The sequence below is a fragment of the Burkholderia sp. BCC0044 genome (genome assembly GCF_902832955.1).
Lineage (GTDB): Bacteria > Pseudomonadota > Gammaproteobacteria > Burkholderiales > Burkholderiaceae > Burkholderia.
The window spans coordinates 59,677-72,032 of record NZ_CADFDO010000008.1; the positions used below are offsets into that span (position 1 = coordinate 59,677).

A 12,356-nucleotide genomic window follows, 5' to 3' on the forward strand; every position below is an offset into this window, starting at 1 on the left:
TTCGTTCAGACCGCGATCAGGCCATCGCGTGCAGGCGCAGATACAGGCCGGCCGCCGCGGCGCCGCCGAGCAGCGGGCCGACGACGGGCACCCATGCATAGCGCCAGTCGCTGTCGCGCTTGCCGGGAATCGGCAGCAGCGCATGCATGATGCGCGGCGACAGGTCGCGCGCGGGGCTCATCGCATAGCCGGTCGGGCCGCCGAGCGAGATGCCGATGCCGAGCACGAGCAGGCCGACGGGCAGCGCGTCGAGCGCGCCGAGGCCGACCTGCGGCGACGCGAGATACAGCACGCCGAGGATCAGCACGAACGTGCAGATCGCTTCGGTCAGCACGTTGTGCGTGGTGCTGCGGATCGCCGGCGCCGTGCAGAACACCGCGAGCTTCAGGTCCGCATCGGCTTCCTTCGCGAAGTGCTGGCGATACGCGAGCCACACGAGCAACGCGCCGGCCATCCCGCCGAGCATCTGCGCGAGCACGTAGCCGCCGACTTTCGACCACGCGAACTTGCCCGCGAGCGCGAGGCTGATCGTGACGATCGGGTTCAGGTGCGCGCCGCTGAACGACGCGGTCACGTAGACGGCGACGAACACCGCCATCGCCCAGCCCATCACGATCACGATCAGGTCCGCGCCTTTGCCCTTGGTCTTTGCAAGCAGCACGTTTGCGACCGCGCCGTTGCCGAGCAGCACGAGGATCGCCGTGCCGATGAATTCTGCAATATAAGGTGACATGGTTGTCTCTCGAATATCACGGCGGACTCGCGCGTGCTGCTGCGCGGTCCGCCGGTGTTGTTGTATTTCGTTTGGTTTGCTTCAGTTTATTGCGCGTCGTCGGCCCATGCCTTCGCGGCACGCACCGCGCGCTGCCAGCCAGCCATGCGCTGCTCGACCTGCTCCTTCGGCATCGACGGTGCGAAGCGGCGATCGAGCTGCCACTGGTCGCGCACTTCGTCGAGGCTCTTCCAGTAGCCGATCGCGAGGCCCGCGAGATAGGCCGCGCCGAGCGCGGTCGTCTCGGTGATCTGCGGACGCACCGCGTCGACGCCGAGCAGGTCGGCCTGGAACTGCATCAGCAGGTCGTTCGCGCTCGCGCCGCCGTCCACGCGCAGCTCGCCGATGCTGATGCCCGAATCGGCTTCCATCGCGGCCAGCACGTCGAGCGACTGGTACGCGATCGCGTCGAGCGCCGCGCGCGCGAGGTGCGCGGACGTCGTGCCGCGCGTGACGCCGAACACCGAGCCGCGCGCCCGCGCGTTCCAGTGCGGCGCGCCGAGGCCGGCGAACGCGGGCACGAGATACACGCCGTCGGTGTGCGGCACGGTCGCGGCGAGCGCCTCGATCTCGGCGGCGGTCTTGATGATGCCGACGCCGTCGCGCAGCCATTGCACGACCGCGCCCGCGATGAAGATGCTGCCTTCGAGCGCGTACTGCACGTCGTCGCCGATCTGCCAGGCGATCGTCGTGACGAGGTTGTTCTTCGATTCGATCGGCTTGTCGCCGGTGTTCATCATCAGGAAGCAGCCGGTGCCGTAGGTGTTCTTCACCATGCCCGAGGTCGTGCACATCTGGCCGAACAGCGCCGCGTGCTGGTCGCCGGCGATGCCCGCGAGCGGGATCTTCGACGCGAACACGGTGGTCTTGGTGTGGCCGTAGATTTCCGACGATGCCTTCACTTCCGGCAGCATGCTGCGCGGGATGTCGAGCAGTTCGAGCAGCTCGCTGTCCCATTCACGGGTGTGGATGTTGAACAGCATCGTGCGCGACGCGTTGGTCACGTCGGTCACGTGCAGTTCGTGCTTCGTGAAGTTCCACACGAGCCAGCTGTCGACGGTGCCGAACGCGAGCTTGCCCTGGCGTGCCTTGTCGCGCGCGCCCGGCACGTTGTCGAGAATCCAGCGGATCTTCGTCGCGGAGAAGTACGAATCGATCGGCAGGCCGGTCTTCGCGCGCACCTTCGCTTCGAGCCCTTGCTTCTTCAGCGAGTCGCAGAAGTCGGCGGTGCGGCGATCCTGCCAAACGATCGCGTTGTAGACGGGCTGGCCCGTCTCGCGATCCCAGACGATCGTCGTCTCGCGCTGGTTCGTGATGCCGATCGCGGCGATCGACGTGCCGTTCAGGCCCGTGCGCGTGACGGCTTCCGCGGCGACGCCGGCTTGCGTCGACCAGATTTCCTGCGGGTCGTGCTCGACCCAGCCGGGTTGCGGGTAGATCTGTTCGAATTCCTTCTGGGCGATCGATACGATGTTGCCCTGGCGATCGAACAGCATCGCGCGGGAACTCGTGGTGCCCTGGTCAAGCGCGAGGATGTACTGGTCCTGCATGTCTCTCATCTCCATCCGTGGATTGGCTTAGTTGTGATGCGCGCCGCATGTGGGGCGGCGCGTCGGTGAATCAACGTCGGTCAGGCAAAACTACCACTGCAACTGCATTCGAATCAGGCGTGTGGCGCATGCGCCGCGGCGAACCACGCATCGACCGCGGCGGTCACCGCATCGAGCGTACCGGGCGCGACGTGCAGGCCGAGCTTCGAGCGGCGCCACAGTACGTCCTGCGCGCAGGTCGCCCATTCGGCGTCGCGCAGGTAGCGCAGTTCGGCGTCGTGGATGCCCGGCGCGATTTCGGCGCCGAGATCGGCGAGCGAGGTCGCGCCGTCGACCACGCGCTCCGCACGCGTGCCGTACGCACGTGCATAGCGGCGCGCGAGCGCGGCGGGCAGCCACGGATGACGTTTCGCGAACGCGCTGGCGAACCCGTCGAACTTCGCGTCCGCGATGTCGCCGCCCGGCAGCGCGACGCCGGCCGTCCAGGTCTTCGCGTCGCGGCCGAGCGCGCGGCACAGCATGTCGCCGGCTTCTTCCGCGAGCTTGCGGAACGTCGTGATCTTGCCGCCGAACACCGACAGCAGCGGGGCGCCCGCGCCGTCGTCGAGTTCGAGGCGATAGTCGCGCGTGACGGCCGACGCATTCGCCGCGTTCTCGTCTTCCAGCAGCGGGCGCACGCCCGAATAGGTCCAGTGCACGTCGGCCGGCGAGATCTTGCGCTTGAAGTAGCGGTTGATCGAATCGCACAGGTACTGCGTCTCGTCGCGATCGATCGCGACCTTCGCGGGATCGTTCGTGTATTCGACGTCGGTCGTGCCGATCAGCGTGAAGTCGTGCTCGTACGGAATCGCGAAGATGATCCGCTTGTCCGGATTCTGGAAGATGTACGCGTGATCGTGATCGAACAGGCGGCGCGTGATGATGTGGCTGCCCTTCACGAGCCGCACGCTGTGATGCGCGCCGCGGCCGAGCGCACCGTGCAGCACGTCGCCGACCCACGGGCCGGCCGCGTTCGCGATCGCGCGCGCATGCACGACGCGGATCGAACCGTCGGCGTGCTGCAGCCGCGCTTCCCATTCGTCGCCGCGGCGTTCGGCGGAAACGAGCTTCGTGCGCGTCAGGATTTCGGCGCCGCGCTCCTTCGCATCCATCGCGTTCAGCACGACGAGGCGCGCGTCGTCGACCCAGCCGTCGGAATACACGAAGCCGCGCTTGATCGAGTCGATCAGCGGCGCGCCGGCCGCATGGCGGCGCATGTCGATGCCGCGCGAGCCGGGCAGCAGTTCGCGCTTCGCGAGGTGATCGTAGAGGAACAGGCCGATGCGGATCAGCCAGGCCGGGCGCAGGTTCGGCATGTGCGGCATCACGAAGCGCAGCGGCCACATGATGTGCGGCGCCGCGCGCAGCAGCGTTTCGCGTTCCTGCAGCGCCTTGCGCACCAGCCCGAACTCGTTGTACTCGAGGTAACGCAGGCCGCCGTGAATCAGCTTCGTGCTGGACGACGACGTGTGCGACGCGAGGTCGTCCTGCTCGCAGAGCATGACCGACAGGCCGCGGCCGGCCGCATCGCGCGCGATGCCCGCGCCGTTGATGCCGCCGCCGACGACGAGCAGATCGTAGCGATTCGGTTGGGTCACCTGCTGTCCTTATCGTCTGTTGAAAGTTGATGAACACGAAATGTTCGAATTCGAAATTTAACGAACGAAATCGAAAAAGTAAAGTTCGAAAAAGCGGGGCCAGTAGCGCGTGACACGATCCCGGACGATACTGGCGGAATCGATCGTTTCGCGAGGTGAATCATGCGGATTGGGATGTGGGCCGGCGCGTGCGCCGTCCTTCTGGCGGGGTGCGGCGCGGGCACGCCGCCGCTCGCCGGCAACTGGCGCGCGCCGTCGTTCGTCGACCTGCAGACGTCGTGCGGCGGCGCGGCGCGCGACTGGGGCGCGGACGCGCAGCCGGTCTACTCGACGCTGTACGACGCGTACGTGGCGAAACGGTATCGCGGGCTGACCGAAGCGAACTATTGTGCGTTCGTAAACGAACTTTCGACCCACTATGTGGCGCCTGACGCGGCGGCGCGGGCCGGCTGGATCGCGTATTTCAACGGCGCACGCGCGCAGGCCATCAGCTGGCGGGCGGCAGTCGATCCGACGCTGCGCGGCGGTTGAAGCCGGCGGCGGCGAACGGGCGGAACGGAGGGCAGGAACGACCGCGCGGCCGGATGGCGGCCGCGCGATCAGGTCAGGTCAGGAACGGCGGGGCTTACGAATAGCGGTACTTGATGGATCGCAGCGCGGCGTCGCCGGTCTCGGTCACGCAGTATTTGCGCCCCGAGCCGAGCCCTTCCAGGCGGACGAGCTGTTGTTCGAGCAGGATGTCCAGTTCATCCCGATCCATGTCGCGCTGGTCAGGCGCGTCCTTTACAAGCAAGAGCGTGGCGAATTCATGCGGACTCAGCATCGTTCTCTCCGTGGCAATCAGACTGCCCGCGCGGGCGGCGCATACGCCGCCGCGCGATACCCCGCGGGGGTATGGCTTGGGGGGAAAAGCTGCATTCGCCGGCCTGCGATTCGCTCCGCCCTGGCACAGGCGGATCGGCGAACGGGCCGGGGAACTGGAGTCTAGTCGAGTGCGCGGGCAACGACAAATCGTGCCCCGTTAATTTTCCGTTTGACAGAAACGCACCCCACGAGCGGTCCGCACGCGGCGCCAACTTCTTGATTTCACTTGAAGTTTCAGGTGCGGTGCAGCATCGCAACCGTCATTCCGCGACGTACACCTGGGTGCCGGCGGTGGCCACCGTATCGGCCATTTCGGGCGGCAGCGGCTTGTCGGTGAACAGCGCGTGCACCTGGCTCAGATGGCCCTGGCGCACCAGCGCCGGGCGGCCGACCTTCGAATGGTCGGTGACGAGGTAGACCGTGCGCGCATGCTGCATGATCGCCTCGGCGACGCGCACCTCGCGCGTGTCGAAATCGCGCAGCGTGCCGTCGGCCTCGATCGCCGACGTGCCGATGATCGCGTAGTCGACCTTGAACTGGCGGATGAAGTCGATCGCGAGCTCGCCGACGATGCCCTTGTCCCACGGCCGCACGATCCCGCCGGTGATCAGCACCTCGCAGTCGGGATAGCCGCTCATCATCGACGCGACGTTCAGGTTGTTCGTGATCACGTGCAGCCCGTGATGGCGGTTCAGCGCGCGCGCGACTTCCTCGGTCGTCGTGCCGAGGTTGATGAACAGCGACGCCTGGTCGGGGATGTGCGACGCCGCGAGCGCCGCGATGCGCCGCTTCTCGTCGTGGAACATCCGCTGGCGCGCGGTGTACGACACGTTCTCCGAGCTGGTCGGCAGGCTCGCGCCGCCGTGGTAGCGGCGCAGCAGGTTCAGGTCGGCGAGCCAGTTCACGTCGCGGCGGATCGTCTGCGGCGTGACCGCGAAGTGTGCGGCGAGATCGTCGACGGTCACGAAGCCGTCGCGCTGCACCCATTCGAGCAATTCCTGCTGGCGCGCGTTGAGGGTGAGGCGGGGATCTCGGGTCATGGCTCGATGGTCGTGTCGTGAGACGGAGCGGGTATTGTAAGGGCGGTAACGGCGTTCGGCCGGCATGGTGGACGTCGGTATACATGATTCATGCGGAAATGGCATGGATTCATGTGACAAATGAATTTGTGCGATCGTGCCGATCGCGCTGCAATGGCGGATTGCCCCGCTCATGCGGGCGCGTTCATTCAGCTTTCGACGAGGTGGCATCGATGAGTGGCTTCAACTGGCACAACCCGTATCCGTCGACCCGCATTCCGGTGTTCGCGCGCAACGTCGTGTCGACGTCGCACCCGCTGGCCGCGCAGGCCGGGCTCCGGATGCTGTGGAAGGGCGGCAACGCGGTCGACGCGGCGCTGGCCGCGGCCGCCGCGATCACGGTCGTCGAGCCCGTGTCGTGCGGGCTCGGCGGCGATGCGTTCGCGCTCGTGTGGGACGGCGAGCGACTGTCGGGGCTGAACGCATCGGGCGTCGCGCCGGCCGCGTGGAACGTCGACTACTTCCGCAAGCGCCACGGCGAGGACGCGCGCGGCCTCGCGAACAAGCCGACGCGCGGCTGGGACACCGTCACCGTGCCGGGCGTGATCGCGGGCTGGGAGGCGCTGCACGCGAAGTTCGGTTCGCTGCCGTTCGCGGACCTCCTCGAGCCGGCGATCGAGATCGCGGAGCGCGGCTATTCGGTGCCGCCGATCGTCGCGCACAAGTGGGCGGCGGCCATCCCCGAACTGCAGGGCCTGCCCGGTTTCGCGGACACCTTCATGCCGCACGGCCGCGCGCCGCTGGTCGGCGAACGCGTGTGCCTGCCCGGTCATGCGCAGACGCTGCGCACGCTCGCGAAGGACGGCGCCCGGGCGTTCTACGAAGGCGCGCTCGCCGAGCGTATCGCCGCGTTCGCGCGCGAAGGCGGCGGCGCGCTGACCGAAGCCGACCTGCGCGCGTACCGGCCGGAATGGGTCGAGCCGATCGGCAAGCGCTTCGGTCGCCATACGATTCACGAGATCCCGCCGAACGGGCAGGGCATCGCCGCGCTGATCGCGCTCGGCATCGCCGAGCATGCGGGCGTGACGGAATGGCCGGTCGACTCGGTCGATTCGCAGCATCTGCAGATCGAGGCGATGAAGCTCGCGTTCGCGGACGTCTATCGCTACGTCGCCGATCCGCGCGCGATGGACGTCACGCCCGAACAGATGCTCGACGACGCCTATCTCGCCGAACGCGCGAAGCTGATCGATCCCGCGCGCGCAACGCACTTCGCCGCCGGCCGCCCGCATTCCGGCGGCACGATCTACCTGTCGGCGGCCGACGAGCGCGGGATGATGGTGAGCTTCATCCAGTCGAACTACATGGGCTTCGGCTCGGGGCTCGTCGTGCCCGGCACGGGCATTGCGCTGCAGAACCGCGGGCACGGCTTCTCGATGGACCCGGCTTCGCCGAACGTCGTCGCAGGCGGCAAGCGGCCGTTCCACACGATCATCCCGGCGTTCGTCACCGAGGAAGCCAACGGCCGCACCGAGGCCGTGATGAGCTTCGGCGTGATGGGCGGCGACATGCAGCCGCAAGGCCATCTGCAGACCGTCGTGCGGATGCTCGGCTATGGCCAGCAGCCGCAGGCCGCGTGCTGCGCGCCGCGCTGGAAGGTCAACCGCGACTTCACGCTCGACGTCGAGGCGACGATGAACCGCGCGACGGTCGACGCGCTGGCCGCCCGCGGCCATACGATCAAGTCGATCGACGATCCTTACATGGATTTCGGTTCGGGGCAGTTCGTGTGGCGCCTCGATCCCGACGATCCGGAGCGCGGCTACGTGGCCGCGAGCGACAGCCGGCGCGACGGGCTGGCGGCCGGTTTCTGACGGATCGCTTCCAGCTTTCCCGGCAGTTTCCCGGCATCACGGGCGGCCCGGCGGCCGCCCGTTTTCGTTTGACGCGGCGCATCCCGTCGGACGCGCGCAAGCGGTTTGAAGGACTCATCTAACGAACGGCAACAGACGCCGTGGAACTGCGCTTGTCGGGTATGGTCAGTGCTCTGGAGCACGAACTTCAAAGTCCGGCTAAGATGCCAGGATGGTTCGGCCGGACCGATTCACTATAAACGCAAGTAAAACGCCGCCTGCGGATCGGCTGGCGCCTGTGCCCCAGGCATGGGCCGGCCTCCGCGCGACGACTGGGAGCGCACTACCATGGACACCAAAACGACGCATGTGATGCCGTGGCGTATCGAGGACATCGACCTGAACCGGATCGATCGTCAGCGTGCCGCCGCGAACGAGGATCTGCTGCTGCTGCTGTGCGCGTCGTCGTTCATCGAGAGCGGCTCGGATCTCTATACGAGCAATCTGAGCGAATTCTTCAATGACGATCCGGAAGTCTCCGCATGGCTCAACAATGCATGGGAGCCCGAAGAATTGCAGCACGGCCGCGCGCTGAAGGCGTACATCGCGCACGTGTGGCCCGAGTTCGACTGGGATACGGCCTTCGCGAATTTCTTCGCCGAGTATTCGAAGACCTGCTCGGTCGAGGCGTTCGAGAAAACCCGCGCGCTCGAAATGGTTGCACGCTGCGTCGTCGAGACGGGCACGGCCACGCTCTATCGCGCGATCAACGAATGCTCGGACGAGCCGGTGCTGAAGGAAATCACCGACAACATCCGCACGGACGAAGTGCGTCACTACAAGCACTTCTTCAAGTTCTTCAAGAAGTACAACCAGGTCGAAGGCAACGGCCGGCTCGCGGTGCTCGGCGCACTCGCGCGCCGCGTGATGGAAATCAAGAACGAGGATTCCGAGATCGCGCTGCGTCACGTGTTCGCGATCCGCTATCCGGACCGCGTCGGCGACAGCCAGTACAACCGCGAGCGCGCCGCGCGCATCAATTCGCTGGTGCGGCGCAACCTGTCGGCCGACATGTGCGTGAAGATGCTGCTCAAGCCGCTCGACCTGCCTGCGAAGATCCAGCCGGGCGTCCACTATCCGCTCACGAAGATCACGCGTCACGTTTTCCTGCGCTGATCGCCGCAGCGCGGCCCGGCGCGCGTATGCTGGCGCATCCTCATCCGATCCGCACCGGGGCCACGCCATCATGACCGATACCCATCGCCACGCGCTCGAACACTGGACGTTCGACGCGTGGCCGCCCGCCGTCGTGTCGCTGTTCGACGGCACCGCACTCGAGCGTCATGCGGATATCGCCGCGTCGCTGATCGTCGCGACCGACGACGGCCAGTTGCGCACGACGCTGCTCGGCGTCGGCGAGATCTATGCACACGATGCGCGCACGCTGCTGATCGCGCTCTGGCCGCAGTCGCGGGCGGCGCGCGCGATCGCGCAACGGCGCACGGCCGCGTTGACGCTCGTCGCGGACGATGCGTTCTTTCAGGCGCAACTGGAGATGGCGCCGCTCGAAGGGGACTTCGGCGGGCTGGCCGGGTTCGCTGCGACGATCGCGCACGGCGATGCGCAGCGAGTCGGCTATGCGCGTCTCGCGACCGGCGTCACGTTCACGCTGGAAGGGGAGCGCGCCGCGGTGCTCGCACGCTGGCAACGCCAGATCGAGCACCTGCGGCGCGCGGCCGCGCGGCTTCAGTGACCGCGCTGGCCGCTGCGCGACGAACGGTTGCGGTTCGGGTGCGCGGCGTTGCCGCTTGCCGGGCGGGCGCCGTTGCCGCCGCCTGCCGGACGTCCGCCGCCATTGCCGCCGGCGCCGCCTTGCGTGCGCGGCTTCGCGGCCTTCTGCTGTGCAGCCTTCGGTTGCGATGCCTTCGGTTGCGCATTGCCGTCGCGTTTCGCGGCAGGCTGGCCTGAGCCGCCGCCACGCGGCTGGCGATTGCCGCCGCCGCCACCACCGCTGCGCGGTTGCTGCTGCCCGCGGCGCTGCTGGATCGGCTCCGGCTTCGCGTTCGGATCGGGTTCGAAGCCCGCGATCACTTCCTGCGGGATCTCGCGCTTGATCAGCCGCTCGATGTCGCGCAGCAATTGCTTCTCGTCGACGCACACGAGCGACACGGCTTCGCCGGTCGCGCCCGCGCGGCCCGTGCGGCCGATCCGGTGCACGTAATCCTCGGGCACGTTCGGCAGGTCGAAGTTGACGACGTGCGGCAACTGGTCGATGTCGATTCCGCGCGCGGCGATATCGGTCGCGACGAGCACCTGCAGCGTGCTGTTCTTGAACTCGGCCAGCGCGCGCGTACGCGCCGACTGGCTCTTGTTGCCGTGGATCGCCATCGCGCTGATGCCGTCCTTCGTCAGCTGCTCGGCAAGCCGGTTCGCGCCGTGCTTGGTGCGCGTGAACACGAGCACCTGGAACCAGTTGTGTTCGCGGATCAGGTGCGTGAGCAGCTCGCGCTTGCGGTCGCGGTCGACCGGGTGGATCTTCTGCGCGACGCTCTCGGCGGTCGTGTTGCGGCGGGCGACCTCGATCAGCGCGGGCGAATCGAGCAGGCTGTCGGCGAGCGCCTTGATTTCATCGGAGAAGGTCGCCGAGAACAGCAGGTTCTGGCGCTGCGGCGGCAGCTTCGCGAGCACGCGCTTGATGTCGTGGATGAAGCCCATGTCGAGCATCCGGTCGGCTTCGTCGAGCACGAGGATGTCGAGATCCGACAGGTCGATGGTCTTCTGCTGCATGTGGTCGAGCAGGCGCCCCGGCGTCGCGACGACGATGTCGACGCCGCGCTTGAGCGCATCGATCTGCGGATTGATGCTGACGCCGCCGAACATCACGGTCGAGCGCAGCTTCAGGTACTTGCTGTACGCGCGCACGCTTTCCTCGACCTGGGCGGCGAGTTCGCGCGTCGGCGTGAGGATCAGCGCGCGCACCGCGCGCTTCGCGCCACGGTGCTCGGCGTAGAACGTGTGCAGGCGTTGCAGGATCGGCAGCGTGAAGCCGGCGGTCTTGCCGGTGCCGGTTTGCGCGCCGGCGAGCAGGTCGCCGCCGCCGAGGACGGCCGGGATCGCCTGCTGCTGGATCGGGGTCGGCGACGTGTAGCCGAGCTCGTTGACCGCCTTGACCAGCGGTTCGGCCAGGCCGAGAGATTCGAAAGACATAGATACCACTCTTGAGTTTTATGATCGGCGACGCATCGCGCGGCCCGCGCGGCAAACCTGCATCGCTAAACAGCCAAAAAGCAAAAGGGCGCGGCCGCGGTTTCCCGCAGCCGCGCCCCGTGTGTGTGAGCCGCTTCTTAGTCGAGCGGCGCGGAACGCAGATCGCTCACCTGTTGCGGCGAGATCGGCGTACCGTTGTTACCCCAAGACATCCGGATATACGTGACGACCGCCGCGACTTCCTGGTTCGACAGCGACTGCGCGAACGGCGGCATCCCATACGGACGCGGATTCTTGAACGTGCTCGGCGGGTAGCCGCCATTCAGCACCATGCGGATCGGGTTGACGGCCGATTCCATCATGATCGAGTGGTTGCCCGCGAGCGGCGGATAGGCCGGCGGCTTGCCGGCGCCGGTTTCGGCGTGGCAGGTCGCGCAGTTGTCCGCGTAGATCTTCTTGCCCTGGTCGAACAGCGCGTTGCCGAACTGCTTCGACGGCTCGTACTGCATGTTCTTCGGCGCCTCAGCCTTCTGCGGGATCGACTTCAGGTACGTCGACATCGCGCGCGTATCTTCGTCGGTCATGTACTGCAGGCTGTTGTGGACCACGTCCGCCATCGGGCCGAACACCGCGCCCTTCTGCGACACGCCGGCTTGCAGCAGGTCGGACAGCTCCTGCACGTGCCAGTCGCCGAGGCCGAGTTCCTTGTCGTTCGTCAGCGACGGCGCATACCAGTTCTGCAGCGGGATCAGGCCGCCGGCGAACGCCGACGAGCTCACCGGGCCGCCCATCATGTTGATCGACGTGTGGCACATCGAGCAGTGGCCGAGGCCTTCGACGAGATACGCGCCGCGGTTCCATTCGACCGACTTCGTCGGATCCGGCTTGTACTCGCCTTCCTTGAAGAACAGCGTGCGCCAGCCGATCAGCAGGTTGCGGTTGTTGAACGGGAACTTCAGTTCGTGCGGACGGCTCGGCACCGACACCGGCGCGACCGAGCGCAGGTACGCGTAGATCGCGTCCGAATCGGCGCGCGTGACCTTCGTGTAGCTCGCGAACGGGAAGCCCGGATACAACAGGCTGCCGTCCTTCGAGCGACCGGTGTGCATCGCGCGGTAGAAGTCGTCCGACGTCCACTTGCCGATACCGTTCTGGTCGTCCGGCGTGATGTTCGGGGTGTACATCGTGCCGAACGGCGTCGCCATCGGCAGGCCGCCCGCGAACGACTTGCCGCCGCGCACGGTGTGGCACGCGATACAGTCGCCGACGCGCGCGAGGTATTCGCCCTTCTTGATCAGCGCGGCCTGGTCGGCCGGCGTGGCCGCGACGGCGGCAGCGCCGTGCAGCGTGTCGTTGCCCGGCCACAGGACCGGCACGAGGGCGGCAGCCGCGACGATCGCGACGGCCGAGAGTGCAAACAGGGACTTGCGTTTCATTGTGTCTGTCTCCCTTGC

11 protein-coding genes are annotated in these 12,356 nt (G+C 67.0%); 4 read left to right on the forward strand and 7 right to left on the reverse strand.

Features of this window, described 5'->3' with window-relative positions; translation table 11 throughout:
* Window positions 1-16: 16 nt before the first annotated feature.
* The 3 genes from HWX14_RS33315 to glpD form a co-directional block, all read right to left on the reverse strand.
* Window positions 17-733: an MIP/aquaporin family protein gene (locus tag HWX14_RS33315; RefSeq protein ID WP_011546148.1), complete on the reverse strand. Its 717-nt coding sequence runs from the start codon at window positions 731-733 to the stop codon at window positions 17-19.
* Window positions 734-819: 86 nt separating this feature from the next.
* On the reverse strand, window positions 820-2,322 hold the full coding sequence (gene glpK / locus HWX14_RS33320) for a glycerol kinase GlpK (protein ID WP_175886400.1): 1,503 nt from the start codon (window positions 2,320-2,322) through the stop codon (window positions 820-822).
* 113 nt (window positions 2,323-2,435) lie between these two features.
* The gene (glpD, locus tag HWX14_RS33325; RefSeq protein ID WP_175877821.1) at window positions 2,436-3,959 is read right to left on the reverse strand and encodes a glycerol-3-phosphate dehydrogenase; all 1,524 of its coding nucleotides are present in this window, start codon (window positions 3,957-3,959) and stop codon (window positions 2,436-2,438) included.
* 162 nt (window positions 3,960-4,121) lie between these two features.
* Here glpD and HWX14_RS33330 point away from each other — a divergent pair, with 162 nt between their 5' ends.
* Entirely contained in the window at window positions 4,122-4,490 is a 369-nt protein-coding gene (locus HWX14_RS33330; RefSeq protein WP_175886401.1) for a hypothetical protein, read from the forward strand.
* 94 nt (window positions 4,491-4,584) lie between these two features.
* On the opposite strand, the gene HWX14_RS33335 is transcribed toward HWX14_RS33330, so the two are convergent.
* Window positions 4,585-4,782 carry a hypothetical protein gene (locus HWX14_RS33335; RefSeq protein WP_006477892.1) on the reverse strand — a complete coding sequence of 66 codons (198 nt, stop codon included), beginning with the start codon at window positions 4,780-4,782 and terminating at the stop codon, window positions 4,585-4,587.
* A 301-nt stretch (window positions 4,783-5,083) separates the two neighbouring features.
* The gene (locus HWX14_RS33340) at window positions 5,084-5,863 is read right to left on the reverse strand and encodes a DeoR/GlpR family DNA-binding transcription regulator (protein WP_012329184.1); all 780 of its coding nucleotides are present in this window, start codon (window positions 5,861-5,863) and stop codon (window positions 5,084-5,086) included.
* Window positions 5,864-6,075: 212 nt separating this feature from the next.
* Here HWX14_RS33340 and HWX14_RS33345 point away from each other — a divergent pair, with 212 nt between their 5' ends.
* From HWX14_RS33345 to HWX14_RS33355, 3 genes are all read left to right on the forward strand, one after another.
* Entirely contained in the window at window positions 6,076-7,716 is a 1,641-nt protein-coding gene (locus HWX14_RS33345) for a gamma-glutamyltransferase family protein (RefSeq protein WP_175886402.1), read from the forward strand.
* A gap of 327 nt (window positions 7,717-8,043) precedes the next feature.
* Window positions 8,044-8,871, forward strand: a complete 828-nt coding sequence (locus tag HWX14_RS33350) for a ferritin-like domain-containing protein (RefSeq protein ID WP_011546143.1) — start codon at window positions 8,044-8,046, stop codon at window positions 8,869-8,871.
* A 70-nt stretch (window positions 8,872-8,941) separates the two neighbouring features.
* Entirely contained in the window at window positions 8,942-9,448 is a 507-nt protein-coding gene (locus HWX14_RS33355) for a hypothetical protein (protein WP_175886403.1), read from the forward strand.
* On the opposite strand, the gene HWX14_RS33360 is transcribed toward HWX14_RS33355, so the two are convergent.
* Window positions 9,442-10,902 carry a DEAD/DEAH box helicase gene (locus HWX14_RS33360; protein ID WP_175886404.1) on the reverse strand — a complete coding sequence of 487 codons (1,461 nt, stop codon included), beginning with the start codon at window positions 10,900-10,902 and terminating at the stop codon, window positions 9,442-9,444. The two genes, HWX14_RS33355 and HWX14_RS33360, sit on opposite strands and share 7 nt — an antisense overlap.
* A gap of 137 nt (window positions 10,903-11,039) precedes the next feature.
* Window positions 11,040-12,338, reverse strand: a complete 1,299-nt coding sequence (locus HWX14_RS33365) for a cytochrome c (protein WP_011546140.1) — start codon at window positions 12,336-12,338, stop codon at window positions 11,040-11,042.
* Window positions 12,339-12,356 lie beyond the last annotated feature (18 nt).

Excerpts from the sequence above, each read along its gene's own strand:
- HWX14_RS33315 (WP_011546148.1), bottom strand. The coding sequence starts at position 733 with ATGTCACCTTATATTGCAGAATTCATCGGCACGGCGATCCTCGTGCTG.
- glpK (WP_175886400.1), bottom strand. The coding sequence starts at position 2,322 with ATGCAGGACCAGTACATCCTCGCGCTTGACCAGGGCACCACGAGTTCC.
- HWX14_RS33330 (WP_175886401.1), top strand. The coding sequence starts at position 4,122 with ATGCGGATTGGGATGTGGGCCGGCGCGTGCGCCGTCCTTCTGGCGGGG.
- HWX14_RS33335 (WP_006477892.1), bottom strand. The coding sequence starts at position 4,782 with ATGCTGAGTCCGCATGAATTCGCCACGCTCTTGCTTGTAAAGGACGCG.
- HWX14_RS33340 (WP_012329184.1), bottom strand. The coding sequence starts at position 5,863 with ATGACCCGAGATCCCCGCCTCACCCTCAACGCGCGCCAGCAGGAATTG.
- HWX14_RS33345 (WP_175886402.1), top strand. The coding sequence starts at position 6,076 with ATGAGTGGCTTCAACTGGCACAACCCGTATCCGTCGACCCGCATTCCG.
- HWX14_RS33350 (WP_011546143.1), top strand. The coding sequence starts at position 8,044 with ATGGACACCAAAACGACGCATGTGATGCCGTGGCGTATCGAGGACATC.
- HWX14_RS33355 (WP_175886403.1), top strand. The coding sequence starts at position 8,942 with ATGACCGATACCCATCGCCACGCGCTCGAACACTGGACGTTCGACGCG.
- HWX14_RS33360 (WP_175886404.1), bottom strand. The coding sequence starts at position 10,902 with ATGTCTTTCGAATCTCTCGGCCTGGCCGAACCGCTGGTCAAGGCGGTC.
- HWX14_RS33365 (WP_011546140.1), bottom strand. The coding sequence starts at position 12,338 with ATGAAACGCAAGTCCCTGTTTGCACTCTCGGCCGTCGCGATCGTCGCG.